Source organism: Aureimonas sp. AU22 (assembly GCF_001463745.1).
In the GTDB taxonomy this organism is placed as follows: Bacteria; Pseudomonadota; Alphaproteobacteria; order Rhizobiales; family Rhizobiaceae; genus Aureimonas.
Window position 1 is genome coordinate 37,323 of sequence record NZ_BBWJ01000017.1, and the last position, 18,652, is coordinate 55,974.

The window sequence follows — 18,652 nt, forward strand, 5'->3', positions numbered from 1 at the left end:
GTTTCAGCCGACCATCAGGCGCTGGACGTGAACGGCGACAGATCGCTCCAGCGCGATCAGGTCGTAGCCGCCCTCCAGCACGCTCACGAGACGGTTGCCGGCATGGCGGGAGGCGACCTCGAGCAGCTTGCCGGTCGCCCAGTCGAAGTCGCCTTCGACGAGATTGAGCCCGGCCAGTGGGTCGCGGTGATGCGCGTCGAATCCGGCGGAAATGATGACGAGGTCGGGCCTGAACGCGTCGAGCGCCGGCATGACCCTGGCGGTGAAGGCGGCACGGAATTCGTCGGTTCCGTCGCCCTCGCCGAGCGGTACGTTGACGATGTTGCCCGCACCCGTCTCCGATTCGGCGCCGGTGCCGGGGTAGAGCGGCGCCTGATGGGTGGAAACGTAGAGGACGGAAGGGTCCGACCAGAAGATGTCCTGCGTGCCATTGCCGTGGTGGACGTCCCAGTCGACGATCGCAACGCGTTCCAGTCCGTGCACAGCCTGCGCATGGCGCGCGGCGACCGCGGCCTGGTTGAACAGGCAGAAACCCATCGCCGTCTCGCGCTCGGCGTGGTGCCCGGGGGGGCGGGCGGCGACGAAGACGTTGCGCGCATCGCCGGACACGACGTCATCGACGGCCGCACAGGCGGCACCGACCGAGTGAAGCGCTGCGGCGAAGCTCTTCGGGCTTACCACCGTGTCGCCGTCGATGCGAACCAGCCCTTCCGTCGGCGTCGCGCGTGCGATCTTGCGCACGTGTTCCACCGAGTGGCAGCGATAGACGGCTTCGACGGAGCCTTCCGGCGCCAGCACGCGGTCGAGGTTCTGGAAGGGCTCGGCCTCCAGCGCCGCGGCGACGGCCGCCATGCGCTCGGGCCGCTCGGGATGGCCGGGTCCCGTCAGGTGCTCGGCGAAGATCGGGTGATGGTAGAGACGCGTCATCATCGGCAAACGTCTCGGGAGCGAGGACAGGGCAGGGCGGAGCTTGGCACCGGACGTCAGCGACCCGTCTGCGCGCGATGGCGCAGATAGTGGTCGGCGATGGCGCAGGCGACCATGGCCTCGCCGATGGGCACGGCGCGAATGCCGACGCAGGGGTCGTGCCGGCCCTTCGTCATCACGTCCACCTCCTGGCCGTCGGCGTCGACCGAGCGGCGGGGCGTGAGGATCGAGGACGTCGGCTTGACCGCGAAACGCGCGACGATCGGCTGGCCCGTGGCGATCCCGCCGAGGATGCCGCCGGCGTGGTTCGACAGGAACTGCGGCCGCCCGTCGTTGCCCATCCGGATTTCGTCGGCGTTCTCTTCGCCCGACAGCGTGGCGGAGGCGAAGCCGTCGCCGATCTCGACGCCCTTCACGGCATTGATCGACATGAGGCCGGCCGCGATGTCGGCGTCGAGCTTGCCGTAGAGTGGGGCGCCGAGCCCGGCGGGAACGCCCTCCGCCACGACTTCCACCACGGCCCCGATGGAGGAGCCGCGCTTGCGCACGCCGTCGAGCAGTTCGGCCCAGCGCTCGGCCGTCTCGGCATCCGGGCAGAAGAACGGGTTGCGACGGGTTTCCTCCCAGTCGAAGCGGGTGCGATCGATGGCGACGTCGCCGATCTGCACGAGCGCGCCGCGCACCATGAGGCCGGGCACGACGAGCCGCGCGATGGCGCCGGCCGCCACGCGCGTCGCCGTCTCGCGCGCTGACGAGCGACCGCCGCCGCGATAGTCGCGCACGCCATACTTCATGTCGTAGGTGATGTCGGCATGGCCGGGCCGATAGCGCCGCGCGATCTCCGAATAGTCTTTCGATCGCTGGTCCACGTTGTCGATGTGGAGCGCGATCGGCGTGCCGGTGGACACGAGCTCGCCCTCGGCATCGCCCGGCATCACACCCGAAAGCACGCGCGCCTGATCGGGCTCCTGCCGCTGCGTCGTGTAGCGCGACTGGCCGGGGCGGCGCTCGTCGAGATAGCGCTGGATGTGCGCTTCCGAGAAGCGCAGGCCCGGCGGCGTCCCGTCCACCACACAGCCGATGGCCGCGCCGTGGCTCTCACCCCAGGTGGTCACGCGGAAGAGGTGGCCGAAACTGTTGTGTGACATGAAGGTCCGCCGATCCCGTTGGCGCGCACGCCCATGAGCAAGTCGCCGATATGGCAGGGGTGATGCAGGGAAAATCGCGGTTGGGCAAGCCGATGGGCGCCCGAAAAAACCATAATCATCCCGGAACTTGCGCCCCGTCGAATCCTCGCGCGTGGCAGTCCGTGCCGCACGCCCATGCCGGAGCCTCCCGATGACGAGACGGGTCGTCGCCTTCTTCGCCTGTTCGTTCCTCAGCGTATCGGCCACCTATCCGGCGGCTGCTCGGGAAACGGGCGGGACCATCGAGGCGATCGACCGCGACGAGGCGTCGCTGAAGCTGTCCGACGGAGCGACCTACAAACTGCCCGAAGCCTTCGACTACACGGCCGTTCGCCTAGGCATGGAAGTCGTGGTCGTCTACGAGGCGCATGCCTAGACCCAGTCGAAACGGCCTTCGCGGACGCGCAGGATACGGTCCTGCGGAATGCCCGTCTTCGATGCCTCGGTCGGCGAAAGGCCGGCGAAGGCGTGGAGGAAGGCCCGCGTGATGCCGCCGTGGGCGACCACGATGCTCGGACCATCCAGCTCGCGAAAGAACGGCGCGATGCGTTCCGCGAGTCCGGCATAGGTTTCCGCGCCGTCGCCCGGCGGCAGGAAGTGCCATTTGTCGGCATCGCGACGGGCGGCCTGATCCGGATACAGCTGGACGAGTTCCGGCACGGTGTAGCCCTGCCAGTCGCCGAAATGGATCTCCTTCAACCGCTCGTCGCGGCGGAACGCATCGGGATCGAGCCCCGACTCGGTCCGGATCGTGCGCATCGTGTCGGCCGCACGCGTCATCGGGCTGGACACGTAGGCAAAGCTCGCGACCTCGCTACCGAGGACGTTGGCGAGGTATCTGCCGTTGCGGCGTGCCTGCGCGAAGCCGCTGCGGTTCAGCGGAATATCGCTCTGGCCCTGGAGGCGCGCTTCGGCGTTCCAGTCCGTCTGCCCGTGACGGCAGAGGTAGATCAGGGGAAGGCTGCTCACGTCGGAAGGGCTCGTCAGTCCTTGATGACGGAAATGTCGGGCGCGTCCACGGCCTTCATGCCGACGACGTGGTAGCCCGAATCCGCGTGGTGGACCTCGCCCGTCACCGAGCGGGACAGATCGGACAGGAGGTAGAGGCCGACATCGCCAACCTCCTCGATCGTCACCGTGCGGCGCAGCGGGGCGTTGTATTCGTTCCACTTCAGGATGTAGCGGAAGTCGCCGATGCCCGAGGCTGCGAGCGTCTTGATCGGGCCGGCCGAGATGGCGTTGACGCGGATATTCTTCGGGCCGAGATCGACGGCCAGATACTTCACGCTCGCTTCCAGAGCCGCCTTGGCGACGCCCATCACGTTGTAGTTCGGCATGACCTTCTCGGCGCCGTAGTAGGTCAGGGTCAGCATCGACCCGCCGTCGGTCATCAGCTTCTCGGCCCGCTGCGCGACCGCCGTGAAGGAATAGACGGAGATGTTCATGGTCTTGGTGAAGTTCGCTTCGGTCGTGTCGACGTAGCGGCCCGTCAGCTCGTCCTTGTCCGAGAAGCCGATGGCGTGGACGAGAAAATCGAGCTTGCCCCACTTTTCTTCCAGGGCCTTGAAGCAGGCATCGATGGTCGCGGGATCGCCGACGTCGCAATGACCACAGACGAAGGCGCCGAGTTCGGCCGCGAGCGGCTCGACGCGCTTGCGCAGGGCATCGCCCTGGTAGGTGAAGGCGATCTCGGCGCCCTGCGCGGCCAGGGCCTTGGCGATACCGTAGGCGATGGAGCGGTTGTTGGCGACGCCGAGGATCACGCCCCGCTTCCCCTTCATCAGGCCCAACGAATCCACCATGGCCTGAACTCCCTCGTATCGTTTCTGAATTTCCTGTTGGGGCGGCGGTATGGCATAGCCTCCTCCGGCCAGCAAGCAGGCCCGAGCTTTCGCGGGGGAAGCCGAGCCTCAACCGCGTTCGTCGCGCCGTTTCTCGAACAGCGCGGTCAGCTCCGGATCGGGCTGCGCGGGGAGGGCGATCGACAGCGTCACGAGGATGTCGCCCCGTCCTCCATCCTTGCGCGTAAGGCCCTTGCCCTTGAGCCGAAGGGTGCGGCCCGACGTCGTCCAGGGCTGAATCTTCGTCGCCACACGCCCTTCGAGCGTCTCGACTGTGACGCGGCCGCCGAGCACCGCGGTTTCCAGATCGACGTTCTGCTCCAGGAGGAGGTCGCGGCCGGTGACGCTGAAACGTGCGTGGTCGGCAAAGGATATGGTCACGAGCGCATCGCCGGCGGGGCCGCCGTTGAACACGGCCGGCTGACCCTGGCCGCGCAGGCGAATGACCTGCCCGTCCTCCACGCCTTCGGGAAGACGAATCGCCAGCCGCTTCCCGTTCGGGAAGATGGCCTCGACCTTTTCGTCCGAGACGACGTCCTCGAGCCGCACTTTCAGGGTCGCGTTGATGTCTTCGCCCTTGGAGGGCGTGTTGCGGGCCGCCGTGAACCCGGAACGCGCACCGCGCTTGGCACCGAACGCCTGCTCGAAGAAATCGCCGAAGATGTTCTCGGCGCCCGGGATGTCCGCCCCCGCGCCGCTGCGGAAATCGAAGGAGCCGCTGCTCGCTCCCGGTCCCCCGAACGGGCTTCCGCCCCCCCCACCGCCGAAACCGGAGAACCCCTGGAACTTGACCTTGCCTTCCGCATCGATCTCGCCCCGGTCGAACTGCCCGCGCTTTTCCTTGTCGCCCAGGATCTCGTAGGCCTGGTTGGCCTCGTTGAAGAGGGCGCTCGCGCTCGCGTCGGCCCCGTTCGCGTCGGGATGATACTTCTTGGCGAGCTTACGGAAGGCGGACTTGATCTCCGCCTCGCTGGCGGTGCGGGCCACGCCGAGAACGGTATAGGGGTCGCGCATTCGGAATCGGTTTCCTGGTGGTCGGAGGTGAGTCTCCCGTGATCATCCGCGGGAATCGCCGCAAGAATGGGCGACGGCCGCATATATGGCGAGCCCGTCGCGCAAATTGAAGTGGGACGGTCCGAGGGCGCTGAACGGCCTATCGATCTTCCGAGAAGCGGGTCAGCGTCCACTCCCCCTGTCCGGTCGTGCACGCTTCGCCCGCATAGAGCGCCACCCCGTCGAACCGCTGGCGCGACGTCGTGAACTGGCGGCACACGGCGTCGCCCGCCCGCGTCTCGCTAATCGCGGTGATCGTGCCGCTGGCGCCCGTGTCGGCGTTCGACCAGGCGAGAGGAGCGGTGTCCACCTTGTCGATGTTGGCGGCGGACACGGCATTGCGCACCGTGCGACTGTCGGACAGTGTCTCGGCGGCGAAAGCCGGATCGACCGGCGGGATCGATGCCGTGGTCAGGGTCTGATCGACTGCGACGTCTTCCAGGCCCTTGCCGCTGATTACCGTGCAGCCCGACAAGCCAGCAGCGAGGACACAGACGAAAGCGAGGCGGGTTCCTTCCATGATCGAAACTCGGCCTTTGCCACCGGTGGGACCTGACGTAGGTACCGGGGGAACATCATTCGAAAAATTGGATTCAAGAATGAACAAGTCGACCTTAACGTTCGGTGAAGGCGGGTTGCCTCTGGACCCATACGAAGCCCTCACCGCATGGCTTCGCGACGCGGAAGAGTCGGAAGTCAACGACCCGACGGCGATGGCCCTGGCCAGCGTCGACGAGGATGGACTGCCCGACGTGCGGATGGTTCTCCTGAAGGCGTTCGACGAACGCGGCCTCGTCTTCTACACCAATTTCGAAAGCCGGAAAGGGGAGCAGATCCTCGCCAACCGCAAGGCCGCGCTTTGCATGCATTGGAAAAGCCGGCGGCGGCAGTTCCGGGCGCGCGGTCCGGTGGAGATCGTCACCGAGGCCGAGGCAGACGCCTATTTCGACGGGCGTCCCCACGGCAGCCGCATCGGCGCATGGGCGTCGCAGCAGAGCCGCCCGCTCGCCAGCCGTGCGGTCCTGGAAGGGCAGGTGGCTGACGTCGAGGCCAGGTACGGGGAGCAGGTGCCGCGCCCTCCGCACTGGTCGGGCTTTCGCATCATGCCGGTCGAGATCGAGTTCTGGCAGGACGGCGAGTTCCGACTGCACGACCGATTCCGGTTCGAGCGTGCGGCCGGCAACGGGGGATGGGCGATCCAGCGGCTCTATCCCTGAGGCCGGCGGCGGGCATCACGCCTGCGTGCCGCCCACGGTCATCCGATCCATGCGCAGATGGGGCTGGCCGACGCCGACCGGCACCCACTGGCCCGCCTTGCCGCAATTGCCGATGCCCAGATCCAACGCGGCGTCGTTTCCGACCATCGAGACGCGATGCATCGCATCCGGCCCGTTGCCGATCAGCATCGCGCCCTTCACCGGCTCGGCCACCTTGCCGTCGCGGATGCGATAGGCCTCCGTGCAGTTGAACACGAACTTGCCCGATGTGATGTCGACCTGCCCGCCGTTGAACGAGACCGCATAGATGCCGTCCTTCACCGAAGCGAGGATCTCTTCCGGCGTATGGGCGCCGTCCAGCATCATCGTGTTGGTCATGCGCGGCATCGGCGCGTGGGCATAGGACTGGCGGCGTCCGTTGCCGGTCGCTTTCATGCCCATCAGCCGCGCGTTCTGCCGGTCCTGCATGTAGTTCACCAGCTTGCCGTCCTCGATCAGGACGGTGCGGTTGGTCGGCGTGCCCTCGTCGTCGACCGACAGCGATCCGCGCCGCTCGGCGATCGTGCCGTCGTCGACCACGGTGACGCCGCGCGCGGCGACCTGGCTGCCGAGGAGGCCGGAGAAGGCCGAGGTCTTCTTGCGATTGTAGTCGCCCTCGAGCCCGTGGCCGACCGCCTCGTGCAGCATCACGCCTGGCCATCCCGCGGCAAGCACGGTGTCGAACGTTCCGGCTGGCGCCGGGACGGCTTCCAGGTTCAGCTTCGCCTGCCGGAGGGCTTCGTCGGCGATGGAGCGCCAGCTGTCGCGGCCGGCGAGCTGTAGGAACCCGTGCCGGCCGCCCGCGCCGCCCGACCCCGTCTCCTGGCGATCGCCGCGCCCAGCGACCACGGACACGTTGAGACGAACCAGCGGGCGCACGTCGCGGACGAGGCGTCCATCGGCCCGCAGGATTTCGACCACCTGCCATTGCGAGGCGAGCGACGCGCTGACCTGTCGCACGGATTCGTCCGCGCCGCGAAGATAGGCGTCGATCTCGGTGAGAAGTCTCACCTTTTCCTCGAACGAGGGTTCGGGGATCGGGTTCTCCGCGCCGTAGAGATGACGGTTGGTTCCCTTCGGCCCATCGGCCGCAACGCCGGAATGGCCGGATCGGACGGCACCGACCGAGGCCGCCGCGCGGCGAAGCGAGCCCGCCGACAGGTCGCCGGAGTGGGCGAAGCCAATGGCCTCGCCAGCGACGGCGCGCAGGCCGAATCCCTGGTCGGTGGAGAAGTCGCCGGCCTTCAGACGACCGTTGTCGAACAGGAGCGACTCCTGTTCGCGATATTCCAAGAAGAGTTCGCCGTCATCCGCGCCGTGCAGCGTCTGCGAGACGATCCCCTCGACCTCCGCGCGCGACAGGTCGAACAGGTCGATCAGGGAAGAAGTCATCATCCGCTCCGCTGGCCTTCGATGTGTCGCGCTGACATAGGGGGGCGGGGAGGGGATGTCACGTTGGGCGGGCGCTGTTCAGGGAAGCGCGTCGAACCCCTCGCGGAAGCCGGCGAGATCGACCGGAATGCCGATTCCCTCTTCCGGGGTCTGGAACACGATGAAGGTGGCGGACTTGCCGGTCGACAACGTGTCGCGCAGCGTATCCTCAAGAATCACCTCGGCATAGCAGCCGTCCTCGAAGCAACGCACGAACTGCGCGCGCCCGATGTCCTTGCCATCGACATAGAGGCCGAGGCCGTTAGGCAGAAGGATGCCGAGCGGCGCGAGGACACGAAGAATGCGCGCCTTGCCGTCGGCGGTCTTGAGGGCCAGGACCGACAGCCCCACCTCCGGTCGATCCTCCGCCACGACGTTCTGCAGGAGGGCGCACTGCTCGCCGGCCGCGCCGGCCGGCTGATCGCACACCACAGCCCAGGCCCCGTGCTGCGACTTCACCGTGCCGGTTTGCGCCTGCGCCGGAGCGGCCAGGAGAAGCGGGAGAGCGGCGAGGGCCGAGGCGATAGCTAGCTTCATTGTTTCTTTCCAGGGACCGGGCGACGGTCGGCTCGGTTTCCGTGCGCGAAATTAACCAACGCCCCCGGCCGCGTCGAGCCCGCCGCGACAGGTTCGCGCAACGCTGCCCGCGCGGAGCGGACGGCGAGCAACAATCGCACTTTGTCGCAAGCCGTCGTGTCGTCGGCTTGTTGCGAAATGGGCGGTTTCATGGTTGAAGCGCACGAGGCACCTGCACATTAGCGGCATTCGATATTGCGGCCCGCGCGCCTCGATCCGCTCCCGTGACGGGGCAGCGGACCGTGGGAAGAAAAGCCTGCCACGAGGGAGAGCATTCGTGAAGAGACCAGCCCTAGCAGCCGCCGTGCTGGCCGGCTCGACCATGGCGGCATACGCGCAAGAAGGCGTGCAGCATCCCGGTCAGCCGCATCCCTGGCAGATCAATCTCCAGGAGGCCCTGTCGCCGATCGAGGCGCAGATCCACTGGTTCAGCAACTATACGCTGTGGTTCCTGGTCCCGGTCGTGATTCTCGTCGCGGCGCTCCTGGCCTGGGTAGCGTTCCGCTACAGCGAGGCGCGCAATCCGACGCCCTCGCGCACCAGCCACAACACGGTGATCGAGGTCATCTGGACCCTTGCGCCGGTCCTGATCCTTCTGTGCCTCGCGATCCCCTCGTTCCAGCTCCTGACCGCGCAGTACAATCCGCCGCGCGAGCCCGAGCTGACGGTCAAGGCCACGGGCTACCAGTGGTACTGGGGCTACGAGTATCAGCCGGCGCAGACCGTCGCCGCTGCCGGATCCGCCGCTGCGGGCACCGCGGCCAACCCGGCCGAGCCGGCTGCCGAGCCGGTGTCGTTCCTGTCGTATCCGATCGCCGACGACGCGCGCGCTGCCGCCGGCAAGGAAGATCGCGCGGCGTATCCGCGCCTCCTCGCCGTCGACAACGAGATGGTGGTGCCAGTCAACACCGTGGTCCGTCTCCTGACCACCGGCGGCGACGTGATCCATTCCTTCGCGATGCCGTCGCTCGGCGTGAAGGTGGACGCCGTGCCTGGCCGCATCAACGAGTACTGGTTCGAGGCCAACCGGGAAGGCATCTTCTACGGCCAGTGCTCCGAGCTCTGCGGCCGCGATCACTACAACATGCCGATCGGCGTGCGCGTGGTCAGCCAGGAGCAGTTCGCGACGTGGCTTGCCGCTGCCCGTGACAATGTCGAAAACGCCAACGCTCAGCTGACCGCCGAGATCGCTTCCGCGAACTCGGTCGTGGCGCAGCGCTGAACCCCCTTCCAGGGAACATCCCCATGGCTCATGCAGCTTCCCACGACGCGCATCCCCACCATCCGACGGGTTGGGTGCGCTGGGTCAACTCGACCAACCACAAAGACATCGGCATCCTCTACCTGATCTTCGCGATCGTGGCCGGTCTGATCGGTGGCTCGCTCTCGGTCGCGATCCGCGCCGAGCTGCAGGAGCCGGGTCTTCAGATCTTCGGCAACCCGCAGATCTTCAACGTCTTCACCACGGCCCACGGCCTGGTGATGGTGTTCTTCATGGTCATGCCGGCGCTGATCGGCGGCTTCGGCAACTACTTCGTGCCGATCATGATCGGTGCGCCGGACACCGCCTTCCCGCGCGTCAACAACATCGCGTTCTGGCTGCTGCCGCCCTCGCTGCTGCTCCTGATCCTGTCGATGTTCGTCGAGGGTGCGCCGGGCGCCAACGGCGCCGGCACGGGCTGGACGCTCTACCCGCCGCTGTCGACCGCGGGCCATCCGGGTCCGGCCGTGGATCTCGCGATCTTCGCGCTGCACCTGTCGGGCGCCTCGTCGATCCTCGGCGCGATCAACATGATCACGACGATCCTCAACATGCGCGCCCCCGGCATGACGCTGCACAAGATGCCGCTCTTCGCCTGGTCGCAGCTCGTGACCGCGTTCCTGCTGCTCCTGTCGCTGCCCGTCCTGGCCGGCGCGATCACGATGGTGCTGACCGACCGCAACTTCGGCACGACCTTCTTCGCGCCCGAAGGCGGCGGTGATCCGATCCTCTACCAGCACCTGTTCTGGTTCTTCGGTCACCCCGAAGTCTACATCATGATCCTGCCGGCTTTCGGCATCGTCTCGCACATCATCTCGACCTTCTCGCGCAAGCCGGTGTTCGGCTACCTCGGCATGGCCTACGCCATGGTCGCCATCGGCGTCGTCGGCTTCGTGGTGTGGGCGCACCACATGTATACGAGCGGCATCTCGCTCAACACGCAGCGCTACTTCGTGTTCGCCACGATGGTGATCGCGGTGCCGACCGGCATCAAGATCTTCTCTTGGATCGCCACGATGTGGGGCGGCTCTCTCCGCTTCACGACGCCGATGCTGTGGTCCATCGGCTTCATCTTCCTGTTCACGGTCGGCGGCGTCACGGGCGTGAAGCTCGCCAACGCCGGCATGGACCGCGTGCTGCACGACACCTACTACGTGGTCGCGCACTTCCACTACGTGCTGTCGCTCGGCGCGGTCTTCGCGATCTTCGCGGGCTGGTACTACTGGTTCCCGAAGATGAGCGGCTACATGTACAACGAGACGCTCGGCAAGGTGCACTTCTGGGTCATGTTTGTGGGCGTGAACCTCGTGTTCTTCCCGCAGCATTTCCTCGGTGCCGCCGGCATGCCGCGCCGCTACGCCGACTATCCCGACGCGTTCGCCGGCTGGAACTTCGTCTCCTCCATGGGCTCCTACATTTCGGGCCTGTCGGTGATCCTGTTCCTCTACATCGTCTACGAGGCCTTCGCCCGTAAGCGTCTCGCCGGGGCCAATCCCTGGGGCGTCGGTGCCACGACCCTGGAATGGCACCTGTCGTCCCCGCCGCCGTTCCACCAGTGGGAAGAGCTGCCGCGCATCCGCTGAACGGCGACCACGAACATCGATCCCGGCTCCGGCCGGGATCACCCGTCTGAACGATCGGCTGAGTTTCGCGTCGCCTGAACGAAGGGGATGCGAACGCCGATCGGACCGCGAGAGGCATGACGTTGAGCGCCATCGATTTCCCCGTTGCGAGCGAAGCCCGTCCCGGCATCAGCCTGGCCGAACCGCGTGACTACTTCGCTCTCCTCAAGCCGCGCGTCATGTCGCTCGTGGTGCTCACCGCCGCGACGGGGCTTCTGGCCGCGCCCGCGGGCATGAACCCGGTGCTCGGTTTCGTATCGCTTCTCGCGATCGCGCTCGGAGCCGGCGGGTCCGGCGCGCTCAACATGTGGTACGATCGCGACATCGACCGCGTGATGACCCGCACGGCCAAGCGGCCCGTGCCTGCGGGCCGCGTCGCGCCGGAAAACGCGTTGGCCTTCGGCCTCGCGCTGTCGATCTTCTCGGTCATGCTGCTCGGACTTGCGGCCAACTGGTTCGCGGCCGCCTTCCTCGCCTTCACCATCGCCTTCTATGCCGTGTTCTACACGATGTGGCTGAAGCGCTCGACCGCACAGAACATTGTGATCGGTGGGGCCGCCGGCTCGTTTCCGCCGATGGTGGCCTGGGCGGCCGTCACGGGCGGCGTGTCGTGGGAAGGCTTCGTCCTCTTCCTCATCATCTTCCTCTGGACGCCGCCGCACTTCTGGGCGCTGGCGCTGTTCAAGATGAAGGACTACGGCGCTGCCGGCATTCCGATGCTGCCGAACGTGGCCGGCGAGCGTTCCACGCGCCGCCACATCTTCGCCTATTCGCTTGTTCTCGCGCCGATCGGCGTTCTGCCCTACGTCCTCGGGTTCGCCAGCCCGATTTACGGCGTGGTGTCGGCGCTTCTGGGTCTCAACTTCCTGCGCCTCGCCTACGGCGTCCTGGGCATGGCCGACGCCGACACGGCGATGGTCCCGGCCAAGAAGCTCTTCGCCTTCTCGATCGTCTACCTCTTCGCGCTGTTCGCATGGCTGCTGGCGGAAGGCGTCCTGAGCCACGGCTGGGGGTTGCATGTCGCCTGAACCCCGTAACGAGACCGTGCAACTGACGGATGCCGAACAGCGCGCCCGCCGCCGGCGGTCGCTCGCCATCGGGCTGTTCCTCGCCGTGCTGGTGGTGCTGTTCTACGTCGTCAGCCTGTTCCGGATCGGGGGAGGGATCGGATGACGACCTCGCTTCGCCGCTCGCCCGAAGAAGCGGCTCGCCGCGCCCGCACGATCGCGCTCGGTTGCGGTCTCTTCGTGTTCGGCATGGTCGGCGCGGCGTACGCCTCCGTGCCGCTCTACAAGCTGTTCTGCCAGGTCACCGGCTACGGCGGCACGACGCAGCGCGCCGAAACGGCTTCGACGACGGTCGTGGACCAGCCTGTCACCGTGCGCTTCGACGCCAACGCTTCCGGCCATGTTCCCTGGAGCTTCCAGCCGGTGGAACGCCAGATCACGCTGAGCCTCGGCGAGACACGGCAGACCGCCTATCGCGTCCGCAACAATTCGGACAAGGCCGTCACCGCGCAAGCGACCTTCAACGTCACGCCGCTCACGGCGGGCATCTACTTCAACAAGGTGCAATGCTTCTGCTTCACCGAGCAGACGCTGCAGCCGGGCGAGGAGGTCGACATGCCGGTCGTGTTCTTCGTCGATCCGGCGATCCGCGACGACCCGGACCTCAAGGAGGTCCCGACGATCACCCTGTCCTACACGTTCTTCCCCGTGGCGGAGCCGAAGACGCCCGTCGCCGCGGCGAAGGAAACGGGAACGGCGCAGGGACTGTGACCAACTCGTCGGGCTGTCGGGGGACGGCGCGGCGGGCGACAACGGGAATTTGACATCCAGCCGCATAGGCTGCCCAATCCGGGCCGATGCGGGACAAGTGGGACGGACCATGGCCGATACGCATACCAAGCACCACGACTACCACGTCATCGAGCCCAGCCCCTGGCCGTTCGTCGCCTCCGTCGGCGCGTTCTTCATGCTGTTCGGCGCGGTCGCTCTGTTCCGCCACGTGTCGGGCACGCCGTTCGTCGTCTTCGGCGTGAACCTTGCGACGCCTTGGATCTTCGCGATCGGCCTCGCCATCGTGCTCTACACCATGTTCGCCTGGTGGTCGGACGCGATCAAGGAGGGCCAGCAGGGCTTCCACACGCCGGTCGTGTCGATGCACCTGCGCTACGGCATGATCATGTTCATCGCCTCCGAGGTGATGTTCTTCGTGGCCTGGTTCTGGGCCTTCTTCGATGCGAGCCTCTTCCCGCACGAGGCGGTGCAGGCGGCGCGCGTGCAGGCGCTCGGTGGTCAGTGGCCGCCGGTCGGCATCGCGGTCATCGACCCGCTGCACCTGCCCCTGTTCAACACGATCACGCTGCTCCTGTCCGGCACCACCGCGACCTGGGCCCACCACGCGATGCTGGAGAACGATCGCAAGTCGCTGATCACCGGTCTCGCGCTGACGGTCGCGCTCGGCGTGATCTTCTCCTACGTCCAGTTCTACGAATACGCGCACGCGCCTTTCGCCTTCTCCGGGTCGATCTACGGGGCGACCTTCTTCATGGCGACCGGCTTCCACGGCTTCCACGTCTTCGTCGGCGTGATCTTCCTGGCCGTCTGCCTTTTGCGCGCGATCCGCGGTCACTTCACGCCGTCCAAGCACTTCGGCTTCGAGGCGGCGGCTTGGTACTGGCATTTCGTCGACGTGGTCTGGCTCTTCCTGTTCTTCGCCGTCTACGTCTGGGGCGGTTGGGGCGCGGAGATCCACGCGGGCTGAGGCCCGCCGCCGAACTCGAGAACGAAAGCGGCCGCGACCCGGCCGCTTTTTTCGTTGATGGGCATGGCCCGCGAACACGACGGAACACCATGATCGATGCGCCGGGGACGACAGAGGATCAACCGCCGCGGCCGCTGACACGCGGGCGTATCGTCGCGATCATCGTGCTTTGCGTCGTCTCGCTCGGCATCCTCCTGTCGCTCGGCACCTGGCAGGTGGAGCGGCTCTTCTGGAAGCAGGGGCTGATCGCGACGATCGACGCGCGCATCCATGCGGCTCCCGTTCCCCTGGCCGAGATTGCGCGCAGACAGGCGGCGGGGGAAGACATCGACTACGTACCCGTCCAGGCGTCGGGCCGCTTCCTGCATTCGGGCGAGCGCTACTTCCTGGCGACGATGGAGGGGGCGGCAGGCTGGCACGTGCTGACGCCGCTGATTCTTGGCGACGGCTCTGTGGTGTTCGTCAATCGCGGCTTCGTGCCCTACGAGCGCAAGGACCCCGCGACTCGCGCCGCCGGCAATCCGGGAGGCGAGGTCTCGATCACCGGCCTCGCTCGCGCGGCACCCACAGCGAAGCCGAACCCGTTCGTTCCCGATAACGACCCGGCGAAGAACGCCTTCTTCTGGCGCAGTGTCCCGGAGATGGCGCAAGGGCTCGACTTGCCCGCCGGCAGTCGTCTCCTCCCGTTTCTTGTCGACGCAAGCGGAGGGCAGGTGGGGCCGGATGCGCCGATCGGCGGCACCACGGTTATCGACATTCCCAACAGCCATCTCGAATACGCGATCACCTGGTTCAGCCTGGCACTCGCGCTTTTCGTGATCTTCGTCCTCTTCCTCGTCCACCTCTGGCGTCGAGGACGGGGGGGCCCGCAGGGTTGACACGTGGGCCTGCGATCCCTTCATTCCCGCCGAATGCTTCCCCGGAGACGATGTTGACAGCGATCGAGGACAAGCCGCCTCTCACGATCCGCCTGTGCGAGCCGCGCGGGTTCTGCGCCGGCGTCGATCGCGCGATCCAGATCGTGGTCCTGGCGCTGAAGCGCTATGGCGCGCCGGTCTATGTGCGACACGAGATCGTGCACAACAAGTACGTGGTGGACGGTCTGCGGGAGATGGGCGCCGTCTTCGTGAAGGAGCTCGACGCCATCCCCGACGACGGGCAGCCGGTCGTATTCTCCGCGCACGGCGTGCCGAAGACGGTGCCGGCCGAGGCGAAGCGGCGCGAGCTCCTCTATCTCGATGCGACCTGCCCGCTGGTCTCGAAGGTCCACAAGCAGGCCATGCGCCACATGCGGCTCGGGCGGCAGGTTCTCTTGATCGGCCATCGCGGCCATCCGGAGGTCATCGGCACGATGGGGCAGTTGCCGGAGGGCGCCGTGACCCTGGTGGAGACCGAGGAGGAGGTCGCCGCCCTCGAGCCGCTCGATCCCGCGGCGCTTGGCTTCGTCACCCAGACGACGCTGTCGGTCGAGGATACGGCCGGCATCATCGAGGCGCTGCAACGCAAGTTCCCGCAGATGCAGGCGCCATCGTCCGAGTCGATCTGCTACGCCACCACCAACCGCCAGGACGCCGTGAAGGCTTCGGCGGCGGGCGCGGACCTGTTCCTGATCGTGGGCGCGCCGAACTCCTCGAACTCCCGCCGGCTGGTCGAGGTGGCCGAGCGTGCCGGTGCGCAGCGCGCGCTCCTGGTTCAGGGGAAACAGGACGTGCCGATCGACGCGATCGCGCCGGGCTCGATCATCGGCATGTCGGCAGGGGCATCAGCGCCCGAAGTCCTGACGGATGAGATCCTCGCCGCCTTGCGTGAGCGCTTCGCCGTGCGCATCGAGTTGGTCCAGACCGCGATCGAGAACGAGAATTTTCCCGTGATGCGGGCGCTGCGCGACGTTCCCCTGACATCGGCCGACATGGCCTTCGTGAACGGCGACCGGCCGCTGCCGGGCGTGAGGCAGGACTGACATGGCCGTCTATACCGAAGTCGCCGAGGGCGATCTTTCCGCTTTCCTCGCGCGCTACGACGTCGGTCGTCTGCTCAGCTACAAGGGGATCGCGGAAGGGGTGGAGAACTCCAATTTCCTGGTTCGCACGGAAGGCGGCACCTTCATTCTGACGCTGTACGAGAAGCGTGTAGACCGGAACGACCTGCCGTTCTTCATCGGCCTTCTGAAGCATCTGGCGGCGCGCGGCCTGTCCTGCCCGCTGCCGGTGAAGCCAGTGGAAGGGGCGACGCTCGGCGAGCTCGCGGGGCGTCCGGGCGCGTTGTTCACGTTCCTCGAAGGCATGTGGACGCGGCGCCCGACGGCCGATCACTGCCGCGACGTCGGCCGTGCGCTGGCGGACCTTCATGCCAAGGCGGCCGAGTTCGAGCTGACCCGCGCCAACGCGCTTTCCGTCGACGGCTGGCGTCCGCTGTTCGACGGTTGCGGTGCGGGGGCCGACGAGGTGTCGGATGGCCTTCGCGCCGAGATCGCCGCCGAGCTCGCGTTCCTCGAGGCGCACTGGCCCTCGGACCTGCCGCGTGGCGTCATTCATGCGGACCTCTTCCCCGACAACGTTTTCTTCCTGTCGGGCGAGCTGTCCGGGCTGATCGATTTCTATTTCGCCTGCAACGACATTCTGGCCTACGACCTGGCGATCTGCCTCTGCGCGTGGTGCTTCGAACATGATGGCGCCTTCAACATCACCAAGGGGCGGGCGATGATCGAAGGCTACGACGCCGTGCGCCCACTGTCGGAGGCCGAACTCGCGGCCCTGCCGATCCTGGCGCGAGGCGCTTCGCTGCGCTTCCTGCTGACGCGTCTCTACGACTGGATTCACATCCCGGCGACGTCCTTCGTCACCAAGAAGGATCCGCGTGAATACCTGCGCAAGAACCGCTTCCATCGCGGCGTCGCCTCGGTGGCGGATTACGGGTTCGAGCGCAGGGGAGGTGCGGCATGAGCGAGACGACGAAGGTCGACATCTTCACGGACGGCGCCTGCTCCGGAAACCCCGGTCCCGGCGGCTGGGGCGCCATCCTGCGCTTCGGTGAGACGGAGAAGGAACTGTCCGGCGGCGAGCAGCTGACGACCAACAACCGCATGGAACTTCTCGCCGCGATCGAGGGGTTGGGCGCGCTCAAGCGCGGTTGCTCGGTGCATCTTCATTCCGACTCGCAGTACCTGCGCGATGGCATCACCAAGTGGATCCACGGCTGGAAACGCAACGGCTGGCGCACCGCCGACAAGAAGCCGGTGAAGAACGCCGAACTCTGGCAGCGTCTCGACGCCGAGCGTCAACGGCACGAGGTGACGTTCCACTGGGTGCGCGGCCATGCCGGCCATGCGGAGAACGAGAGGGCCGACGCACTGGCGCGCGCCGGCATGGAGCCCTTCAAGAAGGCTCGCCGGACCGTGACCGGCTGACCGTCAGATCTGCCCGAGGATGGTCTCGGCCGACGACGTGTCCGCCTGTCCGGGAGACGGCTCGACGTTGAGCTGCCGGACGACCCCGTCCTCGACCAGCATCGAGTAGCGCTTCGAGCGGACGCCCAGTCCTCCGGCCGAAAGGTCCGCGTCGAGCCCGACGGCTTTCGCGAACTCGCCGTTGCCGTCCGACAGGAAAACGATGCGATCGCCCGCGCCGGTCGACTGCCGCCAAGCCTTCATGACGTGCACGTCGTTGACCGCGACCACAGCGATCGTATCGACGCCCTTGGCGCGCAGCGCCTCGTTGTGTTCGAGAAAGCCCGGCAGGTGGTTCATCGAGCATGTCGGCGTGAAGGCGCCGGGCACCGCGAAGAGCACGACCCGCTTGCCCGAGAAGACGTCCTGCGTCGTCATGACGCTGGGTCCGTCCTCTCCGGGCACGCGGAAGGAGGCGTCCGGCAGGCGCTCGCCGATGGAAATGGTCATGTGGGTATCCCTTGAGCCGCATCCGATGGCGCCCGCCGAGACTCAGCGCGACGCGACCGGTACAGCGCGGGATAGTTGGGCGCTCTCGCCGATCGTCAACAGGATATCGATCGATCGCAGCTCCGCCACGGTCGAAGGCCGGGACAGGACGGGCAGGGACAGAACAGGTTTGCTGCCCTTTTCGTCGAGGAGGGGCGGGCCGAACGACCATCCGTCGCCGGCCGATACGAAAGCCTCCAGCGAAGTCTCCTCGCGAACCGATGGCGCATCGATGAGCAGGGCGTCTCCCTTGGCGTTCCATCGCGCCGAGGCGACGGCGAGCGACCCGGCGACGGGAGGGGCGGACGACTGCGCGCGCGCGACCAGCGCACGATCGGACAAGCTTTTGGACGGTGCGGCTTCGAGCGACGCCTGCACGGGCACGCAGAGTTCACGGCAGACGCCGAGAAGCGCGCTCAACCGAAGCACGGGAGACGGGCTGGTCGCATGGGCGTCGATGGCGAACGCGACCGGTTCGTCGTAGCCGACGCTCTGTGCATCGCCCTCCGCAAAGCGGATCGGCACGGGTAACGAGACGGCGGGATCGTCCAAGCCGACGCTGGCGGAAAAATTCAGCGCGGGGGCGAGCCCGACCGGCCCCGGGGCGATCCAATAGGTCTTCCAGCCGGGGTCGAGGTCCACGGCCAGCGCGGCCTGCACGCGGCCCTCCGCGTCCGGAGAAAGCGCCACGAGGCGAAGGGTCACACCCTCCTGTCGATAGGTGTCCGATGCCGCGATCGCAGGCGAGGACAGGGCCACCAGGACGGTTGCCGCCAACGCGGTCATCCGCATTGCAAG

22 protein-coding genes are annotated in these 18,652 nt (G+C 66.9%); 12 read left to right on the forward strand and 10 right to left on the reverse strand.

What is annotated here, in order from left to right; all coding sequences use genetic code 11:
• Positions 1 to 3: 3 nt before the first annotated feature.
• Both AUL34_RS06730 and aroC read right to left on the reverse strand, forming a co-directional pair.
• Positions 4 to 930 (reverse strand): histone deacetylase family protein, encoded by a 927-nt coding sequence (locus tag AUL34_RS06730; RefSeq protein WP_061932517.1) that lies wholly within the window; start codon positions 928 to 930, stop codon positions 4 to 6.
• A gap of 53 nt (positions 931 to 983) precedes the next feature.
• On the reverse strand, positions 984 to 2,075 hold the full coding sequence (gene aroC / locus AUL34_RS06735; RefSeq protein ID WP_061932519.1) for a chorismate synthase: 1,092 nt from the start codon (positions 2,073 to 2,075) through the stop codon (positions 984 to 986).
• A 190-nt stretch (positions 2,076 to 2,265) separates the two neighbouring features.
• Between aroC and AUL34_RS06740 the strand changes: the two genes are divergently transcribed.
• Positions 2,266 to 2,490, forward strand: coding sequence for a DUF1344 domain-containing protein (locus AUL34_RS06740; protein WP_061932521.1), 225 nt, complete (start codon positions 2,266 to 2,268; stop codon positions 2,488 to 2,490).
• On the opposite strand, the gene AUL34_RS06745 is transcribed toward AUL34_RS06740, so the two are convergent.
• The 4 genes from AUL34_RS06745 to AUL34_RS06760 all read right to left on the reverse strand — a co-directional run bounded on the left by AUL34_RS06745 (position 2,487) and on the right by AUL34_RS06760 (position 5,528).
• Positions 2,487 to 3,083 (reverse strand): histidine phosphatase family protein, encoded by a 597-nt coding sequence (locus AUL34_RS06745; RefSeq protein ID WP_061932523.1) that lies wholly within the window; start codon positions 3,081 to 3,083, stop codon positions 2,487 to 2,489. The genes AUL34_RS06740 and AUL34_RS06745 overlap by 4 nt on opposite strands.
• A gap of 14 nt (positions 3,084 to 3,097) precedes the next feature.
• Positions 3,098 to 3,916: an enoyl-ACP reductase FabI gene (gene fabI, locus AUL34_RS06750; RefSeq protein WP_061932525.1), complete on the reverse strand. Its 819-nt coding sequence runs from the start codon at positions 3,914 to 3,916 to the stop codon at positions 3,098 to 3,100.
• A gap of 108 nt (positions 3,917 to 4,024) precedes the next feature.
• Positions 4,025 to 4,969: a DnaJ C-terminal domain-containing protein gene (locus AUL34_RS06755; RefSeq protein ID WP_061932527.1), complete on the reverse strand. Its 945-nt coding sequence runs from the start codon at positions 4,967 to 4,969 to the stop codon at positions 4,025 to 4,027.
• 139 nt (positions 4,970 to 5,108) lie between these two features.
• On the reverse strand, positions 5,109 to 5,528 hold the full coding sequence (locus AUL34_RS06760) for an RT0821/Lpp0805 family surface protein (protein WP_061932529.1): 420 nt from the start codon (positions 5,526 to 5,528) through the stop codon (positions 5,109 to 5,111).
• Between the two features lie 79 nt (positions 5,529 to 5,607).
• On the opposite strand from AUL34_RS06760, the gene pdxH reads away from it, so the two are divergent.
• Positions 5,608 to 6,225, forward strand: coding sequence for a pyridoxamine 5'-phosphate oxidase (gene pdxH / locus AUL34_RS06765; protein WP_061932531.1), 618 nt, complete (start codon positions 5,608 to 5,610; stop codon positions 6,223 to 6,225).
• Between the two features lie 15 nt (positions 6,226 to 6,240).
• Here pdxH and tldD read toward each other — a convergent pair whose 3' ends face one another.
• Complete coding sequence (tldD, locus tag AUL34_RS06770; protein WP_061932622.1) at positions 6,241 to 7,656, reverse strand: metalloprotease TldD; 1,416 nt, start codon at positions 7,654 to 7,656, stop codon at positions 6,241 to 6,243.
• A gap of 78 nt (positions 7,657 to 7,734) precedes the next feature.
• On the reverse strand, positions 7,735 to 8,232 hold the full coding sequence (locus AUL34_RS06775; RefSeq protein ID WP_061932533.1) for an invasion associated locus B family protein: 498 nt from the start codon (positions 8,230 to 8,232) through the stop codon (positions 7,735 to 7,737).
• A 316-nt stretch (positions 8,233 to 8,548) separates the two neighbouring features.
• Here AUL34_RS06775 and coxB point away from each other — a divergent pair, with 316 nt between their 5' ends.
• The 10 genes from coxB to rnhA all read left to right on the forward strand — a co-directional run bounded on the left by coxB (position 8,549) and on the right by rnhA (position 17,326).
• Positions 8,549 to 9,493, forward strand: a complete 945-nt coding sequence (gene coxB / locus AUL34_RS06780) for a cytochrome c oxidase subunit II (RefSeq protein ID WP_370539028.1) — start codon at positions 8,549 to 8,551, stop codon at positions 9,491 to 9,493.
• A 23-nt stretch (positions 9,494 to 9,516) separates the two neighbouring features.
• On the forward strand, positions 9,517 to 11,115 hold the full coding sequence (ctaD, locus tag AUL34_RS06785; RefSeq protein ID WP_061932535.1) for a cytochrome c oxidase subunit I: 1,599 nt from the start codon (positions 9,517 to 9,519) through the stop codon (positions 11,113 to 11,115).
• A gap of 116 nt (positions 11,116 to 11,231) precedes the next feature.
• Positions 11,232 to 12,182 carry a heme o synthase gene (locus AUL34_RS06790; RefSeq protein ID WP_061932536.1) on the forward strand — a complete coding sequence of 317 codons (951 nt, stop codon included), beginning with the start codon at positions 11,232 to 11,234 and terminating at the stop codon, positions 12,180 to 12,182.
• The gene (locus AUL34_RS06795) at positions 12,172 to 12,327 is read left to right on the forward strand and encodes a hypothetical protein (protein ID WP_061932538.1); all 156 of its coding nucleotides are present in this window, start codon (positions 12,172 to 12,174) and stop codon (positions 12,325 to 12,327) included. The genes AUL34_RS06790 and AUL34_RS06795 overlap by 11 nt, the downstream gene beginning before the upstream one ends.
• Positions 12,324 to 12,932, forward strand: a complete 609-nt coding sequence (locus AUL34_RS06800) for a cytochrome c oxidase assembly protein (RefSeq protein ID WP_061932540.1) — start codon at positions 12,324 to 12,326, stop codon at positions 12,930 to 12,932. The genes AUL34_RS06795 and AUL34_RS06800 overlap by 4 nt, the downstream gene beginning before the upstream one ends.
• Positions 12,933 to 13,041: 109 nt before the next feature.
• Positions 13,042 to 13,920 carry a cytochrome c oxidase subunit 3 gene (locus AUL34_RS06805; RefSeq protein WP_061932542.1) on the forward strand — a complete coding sequence of 293 codons (879 nt, stop codon included), beginning with the start codon at positions 13,042 to 13,044 and terminating at the stop codon, positions 13,918 to 13,920.
• An 89-nt stretch (positions 13,921 to 14,009) separates the two neighbouring features.
• Positions 14,010 to 14,798: an SURF1 family protein gene (locus tag AUL34_RS06810; RefSeq protein ID WP_082653203.1), complete on the forward strand. Its 789-nt coding sequence runs from the start codon at positions 14,010 to 14,012 to the stop codon at positions 14,796 to 14,798.
• A gap of 50 nt (positions 14,799 to 14,848) precedes the next feature.
• On the forward strand, positions 14,849 to 15,880 hold the full coding sequence (gene ispH / locus AUL34_RS06815; RefSeq protein ID WP_061932544.1) for a 4-hydroxy-3-methylbut-2-enyl diphosphate reductase: 1,032 nt from the start codon (positions 14,849 to 14,851) through the stop codon (positions 15,878 to 15,880).
• Position 15,881: 1 nt separating this feature from the next.
• Positions 15,882 to 16,862 carry a homoserine kinase gene (locus tag AUL34_RS06820; protein WP_061932546.1) on the forward strand — a complete coding sequence of 327 codons (981 nt, stop codon included), beginning with the start codon at positions 15,882 to 15,884 and terminating at the stop codon, positions 16,860 to 16,862.
• Positions 16,859 to 17,326, forward strand: coding sequence for a ribonuclease HI (rnhA, locus tag AUL34_RS06825; protein WP_061932548.1), 468 nt, complete (start codon positions 16,859 to 16,861; stop codon positions 17,324 to 17,326). The genes AUL34_RS06820 and rnhA overlap by 4 nt, the downstream gene beginning before the upstream one ends.
• A 3-nt stretch (positions 17,327 to 17,329) precedes the next feature.
• Here the strand turns inward: rnhA and AUL34_RS06830 are convergent, their stop codons facing one another.
• Both AUL34_RS06830 and AUL34_RS06835 read right to left on the reverse strand, forming a co-directional pair.
• Entirely contained in the window at positions 17,330 to 17,815 is a 486-nt protein-coding gene (locus AUL34_RS06830) for a peroxiredoxin (protein WP_061932550.1), read from the reverse strand.
• A 42-nt stretch (positions 17,816 to 17,857) separates the two neighbouring features.
• The gene (locus AUL34_RS06835; protein WP_192845705.1) at positions 17,858 to 18,631 is read right to left on the reverse strand and encodes a protein-disulfide reductase DsbD domain-containing protein; all 774 of its coding nucleotides are present in this window, start codon (positions 18,629 to 18,631) and stop codon (positions 17,858 to 17,860) included.
• Positions 18,632 to 18,652: the final 21 nt, after the last annotated feature.

What these genes read in the sequence shown, in the direction of transcription:
- ispH (WP_061932544.1), top strand. Translation starts at nt 14,849, where the DNA reads ATGTTGACAGCGATCGAGGACAAGCCGCCTCTCACGATCCGCCTGTGC.
- AUL34_RS06830 (WP_061932550.1), bottom strand. Translation starts at nt 17,815, where the DNA reads ATGACCATTTCCATCGGCGAGCGCCTGCCGGACGCCTCCTTCCGCGTG.
- AUL34_RS06730 (WP_061932517.1), bottom strand. Translation starts at nt 930, where the DNA reads ATGATGACGCGTCTCTACCATCACCCGATCTTCGCCGAGCACCTGACG.
- AUL34_RS06805 (WP_061932542.1), top strand. Translation starts at nt 13,042, where the DNA reads ATGGCCGATACGCATACCAAGCACCACGACTACCACGTCATCGAGCCC.
- aroC (WP_061932519.1), bottom strand. Translation starts at nt 2,075, where the DNA reads ATGTCACACAACAGTTTCGGCCACCTCTTCCGCGTGACCACCTGGGGT.
- rnhA (WP_061932548.1), top strand. Translation starts at nt 16,859, where the DNA reads ATGAGCGAGACGACGAAGGTCGACATCTTCACGGACGGCGCCTGCTCC.
- AUL34_RS06775 (WP_061932533.1), bottom strand. Translation starts at nt 8,232, where the DNA reads ATGAAGCTAGCTATCGCCTCGGCCCTCGCCGCTCTCCCGCTTCTCCTG.
- AUL34_RS06795 (WP_061932538.1), top strand. Translation starts at nt 12,172, where the DNA reads ATGTCGCCTGAACCCCGTAACGAGACCGTGCAACTGACGGATGCCGAA.
- fabI (WP_061932525.1), bottom strand. Translation starts at nt 3,916, where the DNA reads ATGGTGGATTCGTTGGGCCTGATGAAGGGGAAGCGGGGCGTGATCCTC.
- AUL34_RS06810 (WP_082653203.1), top strand. Translation starts at nt 14,010, where the DNA reads ATGATCGATGCGCCGGGGACGACAGAGGATCAACCGCCGCGGCCGCTG.
- AUL34_RS06755 (WP_061932527.1), bottom strand. Translation starts at nt 4,969, where the DNA reads ATGCGCGACCCCTATACCGTTCTCGGCGTGGCCCGCACCGCCAGCGAG.
- AUL34_RS06820 (WP_061932546.1), top strand. Translation starts at nt 15,882, where the DNA reads ATGGCCGTCTATACCGAAGTCGCCGAGGGCGATCTTTCCGCTTTCCTC.
- AUL34_RS06740 (WP_061932521.1), top strand. Translation starts at nt 2,266, where the DNA reads ATGACGAGACGGGTCGTCGCCTTCTTCGCCTGTTCGTTCCTCAGCGTA.
- tldD (WP_061932622.1), bottom strand. Translation starts at nt 7,656, where the DNA reads ATGACTTCTTCCCTGATCGACCTGTTCGACCTGTCGCGCGCGGAGGTC.
- AUL34_RS06760 (WP_061932529.1), bottom strand. Translation starts at nt 5,528, where the DNA reads ATGGAAGGAACCCGCCTCGCTTTCGTCTGTGTCCTCGCTGCTGGCTTG.
- ctaD (WP_061932535.1), top strand. Translation starts at nt 9,517, where the DNA reads ATGGCTCATGCAGCTTCCCACGACGCGCATCCCCACCATCCGACGGGT.
- AUL34_RS06800 (WP_061932540.1), top strand. Translation starts at nt 12,324, where the DNA reads ATGACGACCTCGCTTCGCCGCTCGCCCGAAGAAGCGGCTCGCCGCGCC.
- pdxH (WP_061932531.1), top strand. Translation starts at nt 5,608, where the DNA reads ATGAACAAGTCGACCTTAACGTTCGGTGAAGGCGGGTTGCCTCTGGAC.
- AUL34_RS06790 (WP_061932536.1), top strand. Translation starts at nt 11,232, where the DNA reads ATGACGTTGAGCGCCATCGATTTCCCCGTTGCGAGCGAAGCCCGTCCC.